20 protein-coding genes and 1 tRNA gene are annotated in these 18,526 nt (G+C 63.8%); 9 read left to right on the top strand and 12 right to left on the bottom strand.

Annotated features, from left to right (window positions below):
- The first annotated feature begins 10 nt into the window (after nt 1-10).
- Together pds and DXY04_RS02505 are read left to right on the top strand one after the other, a co-directional pair.
- Nucleotides 11-1,429 (top strand): 15-cis-phytoene desaturase, encoded by a 1,419-nt coding sequence (gene pds, locus DXY04_RS02510; protein WP_115160859.1) that lies wholly within the window; start codon nt 11-13, stop codon nt 1,427-1,429.
- A gap of 3 nt (nt 1,430-1,432) precedes the next feature.
- Complete coding sequence (locus DXY04_RS02505) at nt 1,433-2,341, top strand: phytoene synthase (RefSeq protein ID WP_115160858.1); 909 nt, start codon at nt 1,433-1,435, stop codon at nt 2,339-2,341.
- Between the two features lie 70 nt (nt 2,342-2,411).
- On the opposite strand, the gene DXY04_RS02500 is transcribed toward DXY04_RS02505, so the two are convergent.
- A complete protein-coding gene (locus DXY04_RS02500) occupies nt 2,412-2,843 on the bottom strand; it encodes an RNA-binding protein (RefSeq protein ID WP_115160857.1) in 432 nt (143 codons plus the stop codon).
- 61 nt (nt 2,844-2,904) lie between these two features.
- On the bottom strand, nt 2,905-4,098 hold the full coding sequence (locus DXY04_RS02495; RefSeq protein WP_115160856.1) for a CCA tRNA nucleotidyltransferase: 1,194 nt from the start codon (nt 4,096-4,098) through the stop codon (nt 2,905-2,907).
- A 32-nt stretch (nt 4,099-4,130) separates the two neighbouring features.
- Here DXY04_RS02495 and DXY04_RS02490 point away from each other — a divergent pair, with 32 nt between their 5' ends.
- From DXY04_RS02490 to DXY04_RS02480, 3 genes are read left to right on the top strand one after another with little or no spacing between them, the layout of a single operon-like run.
- On the top strand, nt 4,131-4,382 hold the full coding sequence (locus DXY04_RS02490; RefSeq protein ID WP_115160855.1) for a Ycf34 family protein: 252 nt from the start codon (nt 4,131-4,133) through the stop codon (nt 4,380-4,382).
- A complete protein-coding gene (tsaB, locus tag DXY04_RS02485) occupies nt 4,379-5,002 on the top strand; it encodes a tRNA (adenosine(37)-N6)-threonylcarbamoyltransferase complex dimerization subunit type 1 TsaB (RefSeq protein ID WP_115160854.1) in 624 nt (207 codons plus the stop codon). The genes DXY04_RS02490 and tsaB overlap by 4 nt, the downstream gene beginning before the upstream one ends.
- Complete coding sequence (locus tag DXY04_RS02480) at nt 5,002-5,577, top strand: YdcF family protein (protein WP_115081171.1); 576 nt, start codon at nt 5,002-5,004, stop codon at nt 5,575-5,577. The genes tsaB and DXY04_RS02480 overlap by 1 nt, the downstream gene beginning before the upstream one ends.
- Here the strand turns inward: DXY04_RS02480 and DXY04_RS02475 are convergent.
- Genes DXY04_RS02475 through rpaB form a run of 5 tightly spaced genes read right to left on the bottom strand, consistent with a single transcriptional unit; the run spans nt 5,540 to nt 10,208 of the window.
- The gene (locus DXY04_RS02475; protein WP_115081170.1) at nt 5,540-6,193 is read right to left on the bottom strand and encodes a 1-acyl-sn-glycerol-3-phosphate acyltransferase; all 654 of its coding nucleotides are present in this window, start codon (nt 6,191-6,193) and stop codon (nt 5,540-5,542) included. The genes DXY04_RS02480 and DXY04_RS02475 overlap by 38 nt on opposite strands.
- Nucleotides 6,190-7,086, bottom strand: coding sequence for an ACP S-malonyltransferase (gene fabD / locus DXY04_RS02470; RefSeq protein WP_115160853.1), 897 nt, complete (start codon nt 7,084-7,086; stop codon nt 6,190-6,192). Before fabD ends, DXY04_RS02475 begins: the two co-directional genes overlap by 4 nt.
- A gap of 28 nt (nt 7,087-7,114) precedes the next feature.
- Nucleotides 7,115-8,104 carry a beta-ketoacyl-ACP synthase III gene (locus DXY04_RS02465; protein WP_244278577.1) on the bottom strand — a complete coding sequence of 330 codons (990 nt, stop codon included), beginning with the start codon at nt 8,102-8,104 and terminating at the stop codon, nt 7,115-7,117.
- 57 nt (nt 8,105-8,161) lie between these two features.
- Nucleotides 8,162-9,481 (bottom strand): phosphate acyltransferase PlsX, encoded by a 1,320-nt coding sequence (gene plsX, locus DXY04_RS02460; protein ID WP_115160851.1) that lies wholly within the window; start codon nt 9,479-9,481, stop codon nt 8,162-8,164.
- Nucleotides 9,462-10,208 carry a response regulator transcription factor RpaB gene (gene rpaB / locus DXY04_RS02455; protein WP_025362545.1) on the bottom strand — a complete coding sequence of 249 codons (747 nt, stop codon included), beginning with the start codon at nt 10,206-10,208 and terminating at the stop codon, nt 9,462-9,464. Before rpaB ends, plsX begins: the two co-directional genes overlap by 20 nt.
- A 90-nt stretch (nt 10,209-10,298) precedes the next feature.
- Between rpaB and radA the strand changes: the two genes are divergently transcribed.
- On the top strand, nt 10,299-11,696 hold the full coding sequence (gene radA, locus DXY04_RS02450) for a DNA repair protein RadA (protein WP_006851231.1): 1,398 nt from the start codon (nt 10,299-10,301) through the stop codon (nt 11,694-11,696).
- A 1-nt stretch (nt 11,697) separates the two neighbouring features.
- Here the strand turns inward: radA and DXY04_RS02445 are convergent, their stop codons facing one another.
- Nucleotides 11,698-12,219, bottom strand: a complete 522-nt coding sequence (locus DXY04_RS02445) for a photosystem I assembly protein Ycf3 (RefSeq protein WP_006849793.1) — start codon at nt 12,217-12,219, stop codon at nt 11,698-11,700.
- An 85-nt stretch (nt 12,220-12,304) separates the two neighbouring features.
- On the opposite strand from DXY04_RS02445, the gene DXY04_RS02440 reads away from it, so the two are divergent.
- From DXY04_RS02440 to holB, 3 genes are read left to right on the top strand one after another with little or no spacing between them, the layout of a single operon-like run.
- Nucleotides 12,305-14,632 (top strand): cation-translocating P-type ATPase, encoded by a 2,328-nt coding sequence (locus DXY04_RS02440; RefSeq protein WP_115160850.1) that lies wholly within the window; start codon nt 12,305-12,307, stop codon nt 14,630-14,632.
- Complete coding sequence (gene tmk / locus DXY04_RS02435) at nt 14,629-15,258, top strand: dTMP kinase (protein WP_115160849.1); 630 nt, start codon at nt 14,629-14,631, stop codon at nt 15,256-15,258. The genes DXY04_RS02440 and tmk overlap by 4 nt, the downstream gene beginning before the upstream one ends.
- Nucleotides 15,255-16,199 (top strand): DNA polymerase III subunit delta', encoded by a 945-nt coding sequence (holB, locus tag DXY04_RS02430; RefSeq protein WP_115160848.1) that lies wholly within the window; start codon nt 15,255-15,257, stop codon nt 16,197-16,199. Before tmk ends, holB begins: the two co-directional genes overlap by 4 nt.
- 14 nt (nt 16,200-16,213) lie before the next feature.
- On the opposite strand, the gene DXY04_RS02425 is transcribed toward holB, so the two are convergent.
- From DXY04_RS02425 to DXY04_RS02410, 4 genes are all read right to left on the bottom strand, one after another.
- Entirely contained in the window at nt 16,214-17,002 is a 789-nt protein-coding gene (locus DXY04_RS02425) for a response regulator transcription factor (RefSeq protein WP_115131221.1), read from the bottom strand.
- A gap of 282 nt (nt 17,003-17,284) precedes the next feature.
- A tRNA-Asn gene (locus DXY04_RS02420) sits at nt 17,285-17,356 on the bottom strand.
- Between the two features lie 16 nt (nt 17,357-17,372).
- Complete coding sequence (locus tag DXY04_RS02415; RefSeq protein ID WP_371634512.1) at nt 17,373-18,110, bottom strand: ABC transporter ATP-binding protein; 738 nt, start codon at nt 18,108-18,110, stop codon at nt 17,373-17,375.
- Nucleotides 18,052-18,315 (bottom strand): hypothetical protein, encoded by a 264-nt coding sequence (locus DXY04_RS02410; protein ID WP_115160846.1) that lies wholly within the window; start codon nt 18,313-18,315, stop codon nt 18,052-18,054. The genes DXY04_RS02415 and DXY04_RS02410 overlap by 59 nt, the downstream gene beginning before the upstream one ends.
- Nucleotides 18,316-18,526: the final 211 nt, after the last annotated feature.

Below are 18,526 nucleotides of genomic sequence, written 5' to 3'. Positions count from 1 at the left end.
AGACGGCCGCATGCGCGTCGCTATTGCCGGAGCTGGTCTTGCTGGACTCTCCTGTGCCAAATATCTGGCGGATGCCGGCCACACCCCCATCGTTGTGGAAGCCAGGGATGTTCTCGGCGGCAAGGTGGCGGCCTGGAAGGACGAGGACGGCGATTGGTATGAAACCGGCCTGCACATCTTCTTCGGGGCTTACCCGAACATGCTGCAGTTGTTCAAGGAGCTGAACATCGAAGACCGGCTGCAGTGGAAGAGCCATTCGATGATCTTCAACCAGCAGGACGAACCAGGCACCTACAGCCGCTTTGATTTCCCCGACCTGCCGGCACCGGTGAACGGTGTGGCGGCGATTCTGGGCAACAACGACATGCTCACCTGGCCGGAGAAGATCAGCTTCGGCCTGGGACTGGTCCCCGCGATGCTCCGGGGTCAGGGGTATGTCGAGGAGTGCGACAAATACTCCTGGACGGAGTGGCTGCGGGTCCACAACATTCCCGAACGGGTGAACGATGAAGTGTTCTTGGCGATGAGCAAGGCGCTGAATTTCATCGATCCCGATGAGATCTCCGCCACCGTGGTGCTCACGGCCCTGAACCGCTTCCTGCAGGAGAAAAACGGCTCCAAGATGGCGTTCCTGGATGGTGCACCGCCGGAGCGCCTCTGCCAGCCGGTGGTCGAGCACATCGAATCACTGGGTGGTGAAGTGCACCTTGACAGCCCCCTGCGTGAGATCAAGCTCAATGCCGATGGTTCGGTGGCGGCTTTCCATATCGGTGGCGTGAAGGGCAAGGAGAGCTTCGACCTCACCGCTGATGCCTACGTCAGTGCCTTGCCGGTGGATCCCTTCAAGCTGCTGCTGCCTGAGCCCTGGAAGCAGATGGAGGTGTTCCAGAAGCTGGATGGTCTCCGGGGTGTCCCTGTGATCAACCTGCACCTCTGGTTCGATCGCAAGCTCACTGACATTGACCATCTGCTGTTCAGCCGCTCCCCCCTGCTCAGCGTGTATGCCGATATGAGCATCACCTGCAAGGAGTACGAAGACCCCGACAAGTCGATGCTTGAGCTGGTTTTTGCTCCTGCCAAAGACTGGATCGGCCGTCCCGATGAGGAGATCATCGAGGCCACCATAGGTGAGCTCAAGAAGCTGTTCCCGATGCACTTCAGTGGCGACAACCCCGCCACCCTGCGCAAATACAAGGTCGTGAAGACGCCCTTGTCCGTCTACAAAACGACCCCCGGTTGCCAGGAGCTGCGTCCGGATCAAACCACCCCGATCAAGAACTTCTTCCTCGCGGGCGATTACACGATGCAGCGCTATCTCGCCTCGATGGAGGGTGCTGTTCTCAGCGGCAAGCTCTGCGCCGGCGCAGTGGACCGCAAGACAGGTCAGCTGGCATCATCGACCTCTTCCAGTGAGCCTGTGACGGCCTGAGCCATGCCCCTCGCCTCCCCGGATCTCGACGCAGCCTTTGAGGCCTGCCGTCGGGAGACCGCCGAGTGGGCCAAGACGTTCTATATCGGCACCTTGCTTCTCCCTCCAGAGAAGCGGCGTGCCATTTGGGCGATCTATGTGTGGTGCCGGCGCACGGATGAGTTGATGGACAGCCCTGAGGCCCAGGCGCGTCCGGTGGAGGAGCTTGCAGAGCGGCTCGACCGTTGGGAAGAGAAGACCCGTGCTCTGTTTGATGGTCGGGTGGAGGACGACCTGGATGCGGTGATGGTCGACACCCTGGAGCGCTTCCCCCAGGGCATTCAGCCTTTCCTCGACATGATTGAGGGCCAGCGGATGGACCTCACCTGGACCCGCTACCCCCGCTTTGAAGATCTCAAGCTCTACTGCTATCGCGTGGCAGGCACCGTTGGCCTGATGACCCAGGGGGTGATGGGCGTCGACCAGGCCTACACCTCAGCTCCCTGGAGCGACTGTCCGGACACCTCCGATGCTGCCGTCGCCCTGGGGATCGCCAACCAACTCACCAATATCCTTCGGGATGTGGGGGAAGACCGGGGCCGTGGTCGTATCTATCTGCCCCAGGAAGATCTCGAGCGGTTCGGTTATTCCGAGGAGGAGCTGATGGCCGGAACCCTTAATAACGCCTGGCGTGCGTTGATGCGCTTCCAGCTGGAGCGGGCTCGCGATTGGTTTGCCCGCTCCGAAGCCGGAGTCCGTTGGCTGTCCGCCGATGCGCGCTGGCCAGTGTGGACGTCGTTGCGGTTGTACCGCGGCATCCTGGATGAAATTGAACGGGTCGATTACGACGTGTTCAATCACCGTGCCTATGTGGCCAAGGTCAACAAGCTGCTTGATCTGCCCCGTTCATTCCTGTTGGCTCAGTCACGCTAAAAACCCCTGCCGGGATGACCGGCAGGGGTGGAGTTGATCTTCTTTTTCCCTTGATCAGATCAGCGACGGATCAAACCGCCGTCTTCTGGTTGGCCAGCAGATCCTTGAGCTTGGACAGTTCGCCGGCCCAGCGGGGGTCAGGGGCGCCTTCGCTCTTCGCATCGCTGTGGACCACCTTGTTCACAGCCTTGCGGGCAACTTGAGGCTGGCCGGCTGCATTGGGTGCTCCACGACGGTTGCCGCCAGCATTGTTGTCGCGACGCTCGGAGCGCTCGACGCGTAGGGCACTGCCACCGAACTCCTTGCCGTTGAGAGCTTCGATCACGGCGTCGGCCAGTTTCGGATCGTCCACGTTGGCGCAGCCGAAACCGCGGCATGCACCGGTTTCGCGGTCGAGAACCGACTTGAACCGAATCCCTTCTCCCACCGACTTGAGCAGAGCCACCAGCTCCTGTTCTTCAAAGGTCTGCGGCAGGTTGCCGATGTACAGGCGGATGCTCATGAAGGAAAGGAAATGCGATCTGTCGGTGTCTGACCGTCATCATTGACACCAGGAAAGTTAATCACAGAGCCTCGCTTTCACGGGTCAAGAAATGTTGGGCCTCCTTCAGTGCCTCGCTTGGGGTCTGGATGCGTCCAAAGGCATGTTCAAGCTTCAGATGATGCAGCAGGCGTCCGAGACGGGGGCCGGGTTCGACTTCCAGGGCCGTCAGCAGGCCATTGCCGTCGACCGGGGTTCTGGGGTGGAACAGAGGGTCCTCGGCGTTGCGCCATCGACGCAGCCAGATTTCTTTTTCGGGCATGGGCAGTTGCAGGGCCAGGGCGGGGAGATCCCCCTCGAGCTCCTCATGCAATTGCAGTCGATCGCTCTCGAGTAGCGCGTCCGGTGCCTGGCCGGTGCGTTGCTGCCAGCTCCGCAGCCGTTTGCAGCGCTGGCGAAGGGCGCGACTGGCGCGGAGTTGGCTGAGACCCTCATCGCTCACCAGGGCCGTCAGTCGAGCCAAGGGCACTGCTTCTGCGGCTTCCTCGCTGGTCAGGCCATCGATGTTGCCGGGCGTGGGAGGTTGCCCTCCGGCCGCCCAGGGATGCAGCAACGGCAGGCTTGTGAGGGCTGCCATCGCGGCGTCAGCGTGTTCGCCCCGCACCAGGCGCTGCAGCTCCGCCAGGATTCGCTCCGGTGCCGCTTCCGGAAGCCGTGCGGCGTGGCGCTCAATCCACGCCATGGTCTGGCTGGAGATGGTGAGAGGGATTTCCGCCATCAGCCGCAATCCCCGCAGCAACCGCAGAGGGTCGTCGATGAGGTTGGCTTCCGAGACGGCGGTCAGGTAGCCCTGCTGGAGGTCGCTCAGTCCCCCTGTGGGGTCCCACAGCTCTCCCCAGGGCTGGAGCGACACGGCGATGGCATTGAGCCGGTAGTCGCGCCGCCAGAGGTCGTCTTCGATGCGGTCTCCGTCCTGTCGGGCGATGTCGACCGTCCAGCCCCCAAGCACCAGCCGAGCAATGCTCCGTTCCGCGTCGAGCACCACACAAGTGCCATGGAGCTCCTGGGCCAGGGCCTTGGTCAGAGCGATGGCATCCGCTGGGACCACAAGGTCAAGATCCGGCTGCTCCTGGAGACGGTCCAGCAAGCCATCCCGCACGGCGCCACCCACCAGCGCCGTGCCCTCCGGAAGCCGTGCCAGGGGGAGAGGCCACTGGGCTGGAGCCAGTCGCTCGCGCAGCTGGTCAAGCAATGCGTTGCCGGAGCCTTGGGCCATCAGAATGGGTGGAGTGAACGGCCTCGGGAGGCATGTGCATCTGCGTGGATTGCAGCTGGGTCGACCGTTGTCAGGCCTATCACGCAGTTGAGCGTCAGCATGGTGTTCCGCATCTAGCCCAGGCCCCGGATTTTGAGCCAGACGCGCCCCGTATCCACGTGTCGGTGATGGATCTTCCCGATGGCCAGGCCGGGATTGAGTGGGATGTGCGCTCCTGCGCCAGCTTCAAGGCGGATCCAGGCCGGTGGCAGCGTTGCCGTCCTGGACAGGAGCTGCCCCGATGACGGCTCCACCGCTACTGCTCGCCTTGCACAGCTGTTCCGATTGCTTTGGCATGGCGCTGCTGGATCCTCAGCAGCCTGGGGCAGAGCCTTTGGTGCAGGCTCATCCGGATGGCCGGGGCCTCTCCAACAGCTTGATTTCGCGGGTTCAGGGGCTCCTCCCGCCCGAGCGTTGGCCCCAGTTGCAGGGCCTTGCCGTCGCGACGGGACCCGGCGGCTTCACCGGCACCCGCCTCACGGTGGTGATGGCCCGCACCCTGGCGCAACAGCTGGATTGCCCCCTGCTTGGGGTGAGCAGCTATGCCCTGATGGCCCCACGCCTGGAGCGGCAACTGCCCCAATCCATGCAGGGGGAACCGTTCTGGATCACCCAGGAGTTGCCGCGCCGGGGAGTGGTGGGTGGTCAGTACCGGATCACGGCCGGGCAGGTTCACGAACTCAGCCTGCCGACCTTGCTGCCTCAGGGGGCATCACCCAAGCCCGCTGTTGAGGTGCAGCTGGATGTGGAAGCAGATGTGGCGCGGCTCCTGCAGCTGTTGCAGCGCAGCCATGCCGCCGGGGCTGCGATGCCCTGGGCTGAGGTGCTGCCGATCTACCCCACCTCACCTGTTGGACAGGTCTGATGGCGGGCGTGCGTACAGGGCTGCTGCTGGGTGCTGGTTTGATGGCCTGGCTGTTGGGGCCCGGCCCGCTGTCGCCCTATCGGCGGGCTCTGTTGGATCGCAGCCCGCCCCAGCTGGTGCTGGTGCTCGGGGGTGATGTGGATAGGGAACGAATGGGTGCCCGGTTGGCGCGTCAGCTCGACCTACCCCTGCTGGTGAGCGGCGGCAGCAACCGTGAGTACGCCGAATGGATGCTCAGTGAGGAGCGCTTCAATCCCGACCGCGTCACCCTGGATTACCGGGCCCGTGACACCCTCAGCAATTTCACGTCTGTGGTGGATGAGCTGCAGGCGGATGGTGTTCGCCACGTGCTGCTGGTGACCAGCGAAGACCACCTGCCCCGCTCCATGGCGGTGGGCCAGGTGGTGGCCGGCAGCCGCGGAATTCAGCTCACCGGAGTTCCCGTGGCCTGCCGCGAGGACTGCACCCAGGAGGGACGCCTCAAGCAATGGAGTGATTGGCTTCGTGCGGTGGCGTGGGTGATGACCGGTCGCGATCTCAGGGATGCTGCGGACCCTGATCCAGCAGAGCGTTGATGCGTTCCTGCAGCAGAGCGGTGGTGGCATCCAGATCAGGCCTGCGGCGACTGGCCGGGGCTGGGATGGGGTCGCCGATGCGCAGCTGAATCGGCACAAGGCGCGGCCAGCTGCGCCCGCTGCCCAAGGCGCGGTGGCTGTTGCAGATGGCCACCGGCAGCAGCGGGGCTCCCGTGCGAGCCGCCAGCAGGGCCGCTCCGGGGAGTGGGTTGTTGATCCGGCCGTCGTTCTGTCGGGTGCCGTCCAGAAACACTCCCGTTGCCCAACCCTCTTCGAGTCGAGCCGTTGCGGTGCGGATCGCTTCGCGATCGCTGGCACCTCTCCGCACGGGGTAAGCACCACAGGCCCGGATCAAGCGCCCCAGGAGCGGGATGCTGAACAGTTCCGCCTTGGCCATGAAGGCCACGGGGCGCCCCAGGGCATGGCCCAGCAAGGGCGGGTCCAGGTGCGAACCATGGTTGGCTACCACCACAAGGGGCCCTTGCATGGGCACTCGGTTGTTGCCGGAGGTCGATCCGCGGAACAGCAAGCGGAAGACCGGGAACACCAGCAGGCTGCTGACCAGCCGGTAGGTGAGGCTCGGCTTGGGGGTGCGGACGAGGCTGGACTGACTCACTGTCCGAGGTCTCCAGCCCCGGAGATCTGGGCGGTGGTGACCCCGCTCATGCTGCGTTTGGCCAGGCCGCTGAGCACGTTGCCCGGACCGATTTCCACCAGGGTGTCCACACCGCTGTCGGTCATCGCTGCCATGGTTTCGCGCCAGCGCACACCGGTGGTCATCTGCTGCTTCAGGCGCTGTTTGAGCTCGTCCGCACTGGTGCTGGCGCTGGCGGCGCTGTTGCTGAGCACCGGAACGCGGGCATCCAGGAAGGGCACGTTGTCCAGCTCGGCGGCGAAGCGTTCAGCAGCCTCCGCCATGAACGGAGAGTGGAAGGCTCCGGAGACGGCCAGGGGGATGGCGCGCTTGCATTTCAGGGCTCCACTCACGCTTTCCACGGCCTCTGGAGCGCCAGAGATCACCACCTGCGCATCGCTGTTGTCGTTGGCGATGCTGACGCCGTCCGTGGCGGCCACCAGATCGTCCAGCTGAGCGCGATCGAAGCCGATCACGGCCGTCATGGCGCCGCCCCCGGCGTTCGCCATCAGTTCTGAGCGGGTTTTCATCAGCTGCAGACCGGTCTCCAGCCCAAACACCCCTGCGCTGTACAGAGCAACCAGCTCGCCCAGGCTGTGGCCGGCCACCAGCGCAGGCTTGCGGCCCTGCTGTTGAAGGTTGTCGGCCAGCACCGATTCGATCACGAACAGGGCGGGCTGGGTGTTGCGGGTGTCGTTGAGGTCATCCAGGCCATCACCACCGCCGCTTTCCCCCTGGCAGATCGCCAGCAGATCGCGCCCCAGCAGCTCTGAGGCCATGGCGAAACGCTCGCGGCTGCCTTCGATGCTGAGCAGCGCTTCTGCCATGCCCACTTTTTGAGAGCCCTGACCGGGAAAGACCCAGGCGATCGCCATTGCTGTGTTCTGCAGACCGTGCCGGAGACTAGGCGGGCCCGCTCCAGCGGAAGAGGGCTGCACCCCAGCTCAAACCCGCTCCGAATCCACTGCTGGCGATGCGGTGGCCGGGTTGGATGCGTCCATCGCGCACGGCTTCATCCAGCATCAGGGGAATGGTGGCTGCCGAGGTGTTGCCGTAGTGGGCCAGGTTGCTGAGCACTTTTTCGGAGGGCACCGAGAAGCGATCCGCCACGGCATCAAGGATGCGCTGGTTGGCTTGATGCAGCAGCAGCCAATCCAGGCAATCTGCGGCGACACCACCCTGTGAAAGCAGCTTTTCGAGAATCGCCGGCACCTCGCGCACCGCGAATTTGTAGACCTCCTGCCCGTTCATCTGGATGGGGTCGAAGCCGCCGCACTGATGGCTGGCATCCCCCACCAGGGGCTGGCGCTGGTTCACCTGGGGCAGCTGGAGTACCTCGCCGCGGCTGCCATCGGAGCGCAACAGAAATCCGTCGAGATCGTCCTGGCCGTTCTCTGAGGCCTCCAGCACCACGGCACCGGCCGCGTCACCGAAGAGAACGCAGGAGCGGCGATCGTCCCAGTTCACCCAGCGGCTGAGTTGATCGGCTCCCACCACGAGGATGCGGCGCATCGCCCCGCTGCGCAGATACTGGGCGGCGGTCACAACGGCGAAGAGAAAGCCGCTGCAGGCAGCGGTGACATCAAAGGCCGCGGCATGGGTGGCGCCGAGGCGCGCCTGCAGCCGTGGAGCCGAGCCGAACAGGTCGTCTGGGGTGGAGGTGGCCAACAGGATGAGATCGAGGCTGTCGGCCGACCAACCGGCCATCTCCAAGGCCCGTTTTGCCGCCAACCCGCTCAGTTCCGCCAGGGATTCGTCGCTGTTGATCACCCGTCGCGCGGCAATGCCTGTGCGACTGCGGATCCATTCGTCACTCGTCTCAACCCGCTGGCCCAGCTCTGCGTTGCTGATCGAGCGGCTGGGCGTCGCGCTGCCAGACCCTCGGAACAACACCCCCCTGGTTGTGCTGAGCGGCTCGACCAAGACGGAGGTTGATTGACGTCGCGTCAGTCAATCACAACCCTGTTGCAGCGTGGCGAGATCCTCCATCACCCCATGGCTGGCTGCGGAGTGGGCAATGCGCAGGGCACTGACCACCGAGAGGGCCTTGCTGCTGCCGTGGCCGATCACGGAAATGCCGTTCACGCCCAGAAGCAGGGCACCACCGTGTTCGGCATGGTCGAGCCGCTTCTTGATGCGCTTCAGGTTGCTGCGCAGAAACGCTGATCCCACCTTGCCGCGACGCCCTCGGGGCAACTCCGCCCGCAGCACCCCCAGCAGAACACTGCCGACGGACTCCAGGAACTTCAGCAGCACATTGCCGGTGAATCCATCGCAGACCACCACATCGAAGTCGCCCGAAAGCACATCCCGGCCTTCGCAGTTGCCGGCGAAGTGGAGCCTGGATTCGTCCCGCAGCAATTCGTGGGTCCTCAAGGAGAGATCGTTCCCCTTGCACTCCTCCTCGCCAATGTTCAGCAGGCCGATGCGTGGCCGTTTCACCTGCAGCACATCCCGGCTGTAGATGTTCCCCAGCAGGGCGAACTGGTGCAAGTAGGTGGGCTTGCAGTCCATGTTGGCGCCCACATCGAGCACCAACACCGGCTTGCCTGGATCCTTGGTGGGGAACAGAGCACCGATGGCGGGGCGGTCGATGCCCTTCAGCCGTCCCAGCCGAAAAATCGCCGAGGCCATCACCGCCCCGGAATTGCCGGCGGAGTACACCGCCTCGGCCTCGCCTTTCTTCACGAGGTCCATAGCCACATTGATGCTGGCGTCCCGTTTGCGCCGCACCGCCGTGGCTTCGTCATCCATGCCGATGGAGGGCCCGCTGGCCACCAGGTCCAGATGTCCTGCCGCACGCGCACTCTCCAAGGCTTCGCGTAGCCCGAGGCTGGTGGCGTCAGCCATCACCCTGTCGATCTCCCCCACGAAGCGGATCTTCAGCGGCAGCCGGTCAATGGCGTCCAGGCATCCCTCCAGGATCGGCCCCGGCGCATGGTCACCGCCCATGCCATCGACGGCCACCCAGAGGCGCTCTGCATCGTCGATCTCATCGGCATCGGTGCCACCCTGCAGCCAGCGCAGGGGATCAAACCCCAGCGGTTGGAGCACGCTGCTGGCCACCGTGCCTGCTCCGGAGACAACGGTTTCGGCCACGTTGCCGGCCATCGAACCCGCGGCCGTTGCTGAGCTGGCAGCGCCATCAACGATGGTTGTGACGGCGGCATTGCGCCGATACCAAATCACCAGGCGACGGATCGCCCGAGGACGGTTTGTTTTATGCCGCGGCTGAGGGGCCGGGGTGGGATCAGGGTCCTTCGGAGGCAACGGAATCGACGATGCGCTGGAACAGGTAGCCGGTGCCCCGAGCTGTGAGGATCAACTCGGGATTGGCAGGATCATCCTCCAATTTGGAGCGCAGACGGGAGATATGAACATCAACCACCCGGGTGTCCACATGGCGCTCCGGGGTGTATCCCCACACCTCTTTGAGGATTTCGCCGCGGTTGAACGGCTCGCCGGAACGGCTCACCAGCAGTTCCAACAGGCTGAATTCCATCCCCGTTAGGCGGATGCGTTCATCGCCGCGGAAGACCTGGCGTTTGTTGGTGTCGATGCGCAGGTCGCTGACCTGGATGACGCCGGAGTTGGGAATGCCCGCCACCTGCTCCTTCTCGACCCGGCGCAGCACGCAGCGGATGCGGGCTTCCAGCTCCTTCGGGCTGAAGGGCTTCACCACATAGTCATCGGCACCGAGCTCAAGCCCGGTGATGCGGTCAGCCACGTCGCCGAGGGCCGTCAGCATCACGATGGGAACGTCGGATTCCTTGCGCAGCTCCTGGCAGACGCCATAGCCGTCCAGCTTTGGCATCATCACGTCCAGCACCACCAGATCGGGCGTGCAGGTGGGGAACAATTCCAGGGCTTCGGTGCCGTCGCAGGCGGTTACGACGTTGTATCCGATCATGGATAGACGGGTTTCCAGGATCCGTCGGATTGATGCCTCGTCGTCGACCACGAGGATCGTTTCCTTGGTGGGAGCCGTGGCCGTCATGGGCACCGAGGCGTTAGTCACTTCTCGCCACAAATAAAAGGGCAGCCCCCCGGTCTGTTCATTCAACGGCAACTTTCTTCACAGTTCGCAGTGCCCAAATCCACCGCTGTTTTCATCTGTCAGGTCTGTGGAGCCCGTGCCCGACAGTTTTTCGGCCGTTGCCCGGAGTGCGGCAGCTGGAATTCGCTGGTGGAGCAATCCCAGCCCGCCGACGATGGCCGTCGCCGCCGCAGTGCTCCAGATCCGGAGCAGGCCGCTGCCCCGCGACGCTCCACGGCCATGGCCTCGCTGGAGGATCAGCCGCTGCAGCGGCTGGCGACCGGGTCGGCGGAATTTGACCGCGTTCTGGGTGGTGGCCTGGTTCCCGGTTCGCTGGTGCTGGTGGGAGGTGATCCGGGCATCGGCAAGAGCACATTGCTGCTGCAGAGCGCCTCGGCCATGGCGGCCGGTGCATCCGTGCTCTATGTGAGTGCTGAGGAATCAGCGCAGCAGGTGAAGCTGCGCTGGCAGCGGCTTGCCGGGGGGGCATCGGAGCTGCAGTTGCTGGCCGAAACCGATCTGGAACTGGTGCTGGAGGAGCTGGAGGCCCTTCGCCCCGCTGTGGCGATCATCGACAGCATTCAGGCGTTGCATGACGCCAACCTCACCAGTGCGCCGGGGTCCGTCGGCCAGGTGCGTGAATGTGCGGCTGCCCTGCAACGGCTGGCGAAACGCCAGAACATCTCGTTGTTGTTGGTGGGCCACGTCACCAAAGAAGGCATGTTGGCCGGCCCGAAGGTGTTGGAACACCTTGTGGATGCGGTGCTCACCTTCGAGGGAGACCGCTTCGCCAGTCATCGCCTGCTGCGGGCCGTCAAGAACCGCTTCGGTGCCACCCATGAGTTGGGTTTGTTTGAGATGCAAAGCGGTGGTCTGGCCGAGGTGGGCAACCCCAGTGAGCTGTTCCTCAGCGATGCCCGCGCCTCCGGTGTCGCCACGATCGTGGCCTGTGAGGGCACCCGCTCGTTGGTGGTGGATCTGCAGGCCTTGGTGAACGTCACCAGCTATGCCAGTCCGCGACGCACGGCGACAGGGATCGGCACCAACCGTTTGCACCAGATCCTCGCGGTGCTGGAGAAGCACATGGGACTGCCGCTCTCCCGCTTTGACTGCTATCTGGCCGTGGCCGGTGGCCTGGAGGTGGAGGAGCCTGCGGCGGATCTGGGGGTCGCTGCAGCGGTGGTGGCCAGCTTCAGAGATCTCACCCTGCCTGCGGGCACGGTCTTGATCGGCGAGCTTGGTTTGGGGGGGCAGTTGCGCCCTGTGGGTCAGCTGGAGCTTCGGCTGCAGGAAGCGGCCCGGCTGGGCTTCCAGCGGGCCGTCGTCCCCCGGGGCAGTGGCCTGGGCGATCTGGCTTCGGGTTTGGATCTCGCTCTTCTGGAGGCCGACAGCGTCACCGAGGCCCTAGTGCTGGCGCTCGGTGATGCAGTGCAGCCCGACCAGGACTGATTCAGAAGTAAACGTCGACGTTGCTGCGGCCCGTGGACTTCAGCCAGTTCTCGATATCGAGATAACCGCCGGGATTGAGGCGCACGGCCTGGGTCCAGACGTCAGCGGCCTGGTCAAACCAGCGATCCGCTGCGTCCTGCTCACCGCCTTCCTCAGCGATGCGGCCCCACTTCTCGTAGATCAGCCCCATGTTCTTCAGGCAGGAGGGCTGGTTCGGGTTTTCCTCGAGTGCCTTGCGGTAGGTCTCGATCGCCCGCTCCTCCTCGCCGTTGGACATGTAGATGATGGCCATGTTCTTGAGGGTTTCGCTCCGGTCGGTGGAGTTCTCCTCAAGCTTCAGGGCCTCCTCGTAGTTCTCCAGCGCTTCGGCATAGTCGCCATCGTTCTGGGCGGAGAGGCCATCCCGGTAATAGACGTAGGCCTCCTTGGAGCGGGCATTGATCGGCAATAGCTTGACGATCAGGTCCGCCATCACCGTGAAGCTCTTGTCAATGAAGTTGTCGTTGCGGTTGCTGCGGGGCACGGCGCTCCGGCGGACGGACCCCCATCCTGACGGGACCGGAGCCCGACCTAGCCTGCTCGTAAAGATCCCTGTTGCGTAAACACCTGTGAGCCCTTCGGTTCAGACCGTCGTCCTGGATGTGGAAGGGATGAAATGCGGCGGTTGCGTCCGCGCTGTGGAAACCACTTTGCTGGATCAGCCCGGTGTTCAGCGCGCCGATGTAAATCTGGTCAGCCGCTCGGCCTGGCTTGATCTCACCGCCGGTGAGAGTGATGTGGATGGTGTCTTGAAAGCCCTTGCAGACAGGGGCTTTCCGGCCAAGGAGCGTTCCCTGGATGCCCCGATCGGAGCGATGGCTGCCGGGCAGGCGCTGCCAGGCTGGTGGCAGCAATGGCGACAGCTGATGGTGGCCCTGGTGCTGCTGTTGCTGTCGGTGCTGGGGCATCTCAGCGAGGCCGGTCACCTGTCGCTTCCCATGATCGGCAGCCTGCCTTTTCACGCCACGCTTGCAACGGTGGCTCTGCTGGGGCCGGGCCGTCCGATCCTGGTGGGTGGTGTTGCGGCCGCTCGCGCAGGGGCCCCCAGCATGGATTCCCTCGTGGGCCTAGGGGTGAGCAGTGCCTATGTGGCCAGCCTGGTGGCCTTGGTTTGGCCCCAGGTGGGTTGGCCCTGCTTTTTCAATGAGCCAGTGATGTTGCTGGGGTTCGTCCTGCTGGGACGTTTCCTCGAGGAACGGGCCCGTTTCCGGACCGGTCAGGCCCTGCAGCAGTTGGCTGAGCTCCAGCCGGACACGGCGCGCCTGCTGTTGAGCGACGGGGCGATTCGTGAGGTGCGCGTTGGCGCTCTCAGGCCCGGTGAAACCGTGCAGTTGCTGGCCGGTGACCGCATTCCGGTGGATGGGGTGGTGCTTGAGGGGGCCTCGGCCGTTGATGTGTCCAGCCTCACCGGTGAGCCCCTGCCACTGCAGGCGGAGCCCGGCACGGAGTTGTCCTCCGGCAGCCTCAATCTGGAGTCAACCCTGGTGCTGAAGGTAACCCGTGTCGGTGCCGAAACCGCCCTGGCCCGGATCATTCGTCTGGTGGAGCAGGCCCAGGCCCGTCGGGCTCCCATCCAGGGCCTGGCCGATCGTGTAGCAGGCCGTTTCTGTTACGGCGTGATCGGCTTGGCCCTCGCCACGTTTCTGTTCTGGTGGTTGTTCGGTGCCCAGCACTGGCCTGAGGTTCTGCAGGCGTCTGCACCTGGGCTGCCCATGACCCATGCGATGTCCCATGGGATGGACCATGGCCATGGGATGCATCACGGCGGCTTGGGCAGTGGAGCCAGCACCCCGATGGGTCTGGCCCTGCAACTGTCAATCGCCGTGCTGGTGGTCGCCTGCCCCTGTGCCCTGGGTCTGGCGACCCCCACTGTGATCACGGTGGCCACCGGTTTGGCAGCACGGCGCGGCTGGCTCTTCCGCGGTGGTGATGTGATCGAAACCGCCGCCGGTCTGGAGCATGTGGTCTTCGACAAGACCGGCACCCTCACCTTGGGTCGTCCCCTCGTGACCGATGTGTACGGGGATGACCCGGATCATTTGTTGCAGCTTGCGGCCAGCCTGGAGCAAAGCAGCCGCCATCCCTTGGCCTACGCCCTGCTGCAGGAGGCCCAGCGCCGGGAGCTCGCACTACTGAACTGCGAGGACGTTCGCAGCGTCTCCGGCCAGGGCCTGGAGGGCCACGTGGACGGTGCATCGGCTCGGGTGCGTGTTGGCAAGCCCGACTGGTTGGAAGGGCAGGGTGTTGCCATCGCCCCCGCCGCCCAGGACTGGCTCTCTACCGCTGAAGGCTCGGTGGTGGCTGTGGCTGTGGGAGCTGTCCTGGTGGGCCTTGTGCAGATCGAGGATCAGCTGCGCCCGGATGTTGCCCCGGCGTTGCAACGCCTGCGCTCCCATGGTCTTGCGCTTTCGGTGTTCAGTGGTGATCGGCAGGCGGCTGTGCAGCGCCTGGGTCAGCAGCTGGGCTTTGCCGCCAATGATCTGGGCTGGCAGATGCTGCCGGAGCAGAAGCTGCAGCGCCTCGAGCAGCTGCGGCAGGCGGAGCGGGTGGCCATGGTGGGCGACGGCATCAACGATGCGCCGGCCCTGGCCGCGGCTGATCTTGGGATTGCCATTGGCACTGGAACCCAGGTCGCGCAGGACTCCGCTGGCCTGGTGTTGCTCGGCGATCGGCTCGACAATCTGCCCGAAGCCCTCAGCCTGGCGCGCCGCACCCTGGTGAAGGTGCGGCAGAACCTCTTCTGGGCCTTTGGTTACAACCTGATTGTTCTTCCGGTGGCTGCCGGTGCCCTGCTCCCCAGCCATGGAGTGCTGCTGTCGCCTCCGTTGGCGGCGCTGTTGATGGCCCTGAGTTCGATCACTGTGGTGCTCAACGCCCTGGCTCTTCGCTTGCCATGACAGGTCGCTTCATTGTTTTGGAGGGCATCGACGGCTGCGGCAAGACCACGCAGATCCAGCATCTGGTCGAGTGGTTGCCCAACAGCGGTCTGATGCCGAAGGGCGCTGCTGTGGTCTGCACCCGTGAGCCGGGAGGCACTCCCCTGGGGCGCTCGATCCGTGAACTCCTGCTGCACACGGCAGACCAGGCGGCACCAGCTCCCACCGCTGAACTGCTGCTTTACGCCGCCGATCGGGCGCAGCATGTTGAAACGTTGATCCGTCCTGCTCTTGAGCGCGGTGACTGGGTGATCAGCGATCGTTTCGCGGGATCGACCCTCGCCTATCAGGGCTATGGACGGGGTCTGGATCGGGACTTGATTCAGCGGCTCGAACGGATCGCCACCACGGGGCTTCAGCCCGATCTCACCCTCTGGCTGAGCCTTTCCGTTCAAGAGAGCCTGCGGCGCCGTCTCGGGGACAAGGAGGACCGCATCGAAGCCGAGGGAGCCGCATTCCTGGAGCGGGTTGCACAGGGTTTTGCCGAGTTGGCCCAGCAGCGCTCCTGGTGCGCCGTCGCTGCAGATCAGTCAGCCAGCGCCGTTCGTGCTGCTCTGGAACGTCAGCTTCAGGAGCATCTGGCTTGAGCGCGCTGTTTGGCGATCTGATCGGCCAGCCCCTCGCCGTTGATCTGCTTTCGGCGGCCCTGGCCCAGGGCCGTGTGGCCCCGGCCTATCTCTTTGCCGGCCCTGAAGGGGTGGGACGTCAGTTGGCGGCGGTGCGTTTTCTGGAGGGACTGCTGGCCGATGGTCAGCCCTCGGCCCGGGAACGACGACGCCTGCTGGAACGCAATCACCCCGACCTGTTCTGGGTGGAACCCACCTATCAGCATCAGGGCCGTTTGCTGACCCGCGCCGAAGCCGAGGAGGCGGGGCTCAGTCGCCGCACTCCGCCCCAGTTGCGATTGGAGCAGATCCGCGACATCGGACGCTGTCTGGCCCGGCAGCCGGTGGAGGCGAAGCGCGGGATGGTTGTGATTGAGGCTGCTGAGGCGATGTCGGAAGCTGCGGCCAATGCCCTGTTGAAAACGCTGGAGGAACCCGGCCATGGTGTGCTGATTCTGTTGACCTCAGCCCCCGAGCGGTTGCTCAGCACAATTCGCTCCCGCTGTCAGTTGATCCGTTTCCTTCGGCTCAACCCCGAGGCCATGGCTCAGGTGCTCGAGCGCACCGGTGCAACCTCTCAAGATGCTCCGGAACTTCTTGCCTTGGCTGCCGGGTCTCCAGGCGCCCTGATCGACCATCGCCGCAGCCTGGCTGGTCTGCCCGAGGCGTTGGTTCAGCGCCTCGATTCGCTTCCCGCCACTCCCATGGAGGCACTTGCGTTGGCACGCGAGCTCTGCGAAGCCCTCGATGGCGAGCAGCAGCTGTGGTTGATTGGCTGGTGGCAACACCGGCTTTGGCGCTCCGGCAGTTCCGCCTCAAGCCTCAAGCGCTTGGACACTCTGCGCGGCCAGCTGCTTTCGTTCGTTCAGCCGCGATTGGCCTGGGAGGTGGCGCTGCTCGATCTCACGCCATCCGTCTCTTAGGTGCATGACGGTGATCAAGCCGAGGCTCGATCACCTTGCTGTTTGCGCTCTTCGCGTGCCATGGCCACCACGTCCTCCAGGCCATCCATCTGGGCGCTGGTGGGCAGTTCCAGGCAATAGCCCGCTCCGTACACCGTTTTGATGAAGCGTGGTTTGCGGGGATCGGGTTCCAGCTTGGTGCGCAGGTGCCTGACGTGCACGCGAATGGTCTCGATGTCGTCATCGGGCTCGTAGCCCCACACTTCCTTGAGGATCAACGAGGGGGCCACGGTCTGCCCGTGACGCTGCAACAGGCAATGAAGCAGTTCGAATTCCAGGTGTGTGAGGCGCACGGGTTGATCAAACCAGATCGCTTCAAAGCGCTCGGGCACAAGGGTGAGAGGCCCGTAGCTGAGGATCTCGTTGTGGTTGCTTGTTCCAACCGGAGCTCGGTCACTGCGACGCAGCAGGGCTTTGACCCGCACCTGAAGTTCCTCCAGATCGAAGGGTTTGGTCAGGTAATCGTCGGCTCCGGAATTGAAACCGCTCACCTTGTCTTTGGTGCCGCCGAGAGCCGTGAGCATCAGGATCGGAATCCCAGCGGTGCGGTCGTCGCGCCGTAGGCGCTGACACAGGGTGAGGCCATCCACTTTGGGCAGCATCAGATCCAGCAGGATCAGATCCGGGGTGTATTGCAGTGCGAGGGCCTGACCTTTGATGCCATCGTCGGCGCGCTGCACATCGAAGCCGCTGTGCTCCAAATGGCCACTGACCAGGTCGCGCATGTCCTGGTCATCTTCGATTAGCAGGATGCAGGGCTTCATCGGTTCGGCGGCAATTCGGCTGGAGAAATAACGAGCGCTTGTCTGTACGGATTAACGCTGAACGGATTCTCTCAAGCTTTTCAACTGTCTGCAGATTTTCAGCAAAGATACTGTTAAGGGCTTGCTTGTCTCAGATCGATTGCAGGAGCAGCGATCTGAAGGTTTTTTTGCTTGTCATTCGCCCGTGTCTGTTTAGGAAGTCTTCCGCTTCGGGCAATCACCCGTCACGAAATTCCTCTTTTCGTCAATAAAAAAGCCACAGCGTGAGCTGTGGCTTTAAAGCTCCCCGGGCGGGATTCGAACCTGCGACCAATCGATTAACAGTCGACCGCTCTACCGCTGAGCTACCGAGGAATCAGACCCGAAGAATTTACCCCTCGAATGTGCCCCCCTGCAAGCGCCGTTGCAGTTCTGTTCCTCGGGTCCATGGTCCAATCCGACCGTCTTGCATGCGAGCGGCACCATCGGCGAAGGCCAATTCCCCAAGCCTGTGGGTGATCCACAGCGCCGTGATCGGCTTAATGGGGTCCTTGCAAAGCCGTTGCACGGTGGTCAGCACCGTTGTTTGGCTCTCAGGGTCCAGCAGCGCGGTCGGCTCATCGAGCAGCAGGAGCCCGGCGTCACTAGCCAGGGCTCCGGCAATGGCCAGGCGTTGTTTCTGGCCGCCGCTGAGGCTGTGAATCGGCCGCTTCTCCAGTTGGGCGAGGCCAAGCTGGCTCAGCAGGTCGCGCACGGTGCTTAGGCGGTGCTGCTGGGGCCCTTCCGGGTCCATGCCCAGCAGCAGATCGCTGCCGCAACTGGGGAGCAGCAGCTGATGGTCTGGGTTCTGAAACACCAGGGCCGATTTGCTGCGGCAGGCGATGCGTCCGCTCTGGGGTTCGAGCAGTCCTGAAATCAGGCGGAACAGGGTGCTTTTGCCGCTGCCGTTGCTGCCCACCAGCATCCAGAGGCCCGGGCCAGGAATGACCAGGTTGCAACGGTTGAGGGCCTGCTGGCCGTTCGGCCAGCGGTGGCTGACGGCCTCAACGCTCAGTTCGGCGGTTGAGGTGTCAGGAATCAAAGGAAAAGCCGGGACGCTTGCTGCCACCCGCTGCCGAAGCTTTCTCATAAAGCTGAACGGCGAGAACCTCACTGACCAGCAGCGTTACTTTCTTGCCTTCCACTTTCTCGCAGGTGAGCTCCAGCAGCCGCGGTTGGCCGTTCTCGAGGGCCTGGCGGATCTGCTCATACAGCGCATCGGCATCTGCATGCTCCTTGCGCTGAACAGACACCGGGACAGGACTCATGCGCAGGGCCAGTTCGATGACGTACACAGCGTTGGAAAGAAGCGATGCGTCATCTTCGCGGAGGGACCGGCATCCCGTCGGTCCAAAAATGCGCATTTCTACTCATCCCTTCGAAAAGGGTGCGGGGAGCCGCCCCATTTCGGTGATCACCCCCTAGGCTCGGCCATGTAACGGATCATGAAGCACCTCTCATGACGATCGCTGTAGGACGCGCGCCACAGCGGGGATGGTTTGACGT

Source organism: Synechococcus sp. UW86 (assembly GCF_900474085.1).
Lineage (GTDB): Bacteria > Cyanobacteriota > Cyanobacteriia > PCC-6307 > Cyanobiaceae > Parasynechococcus.
Note: the sequence above shows the minus strand (reverse complement) of the source record. Positions and strands in the feature narration are given on the sequence as shown.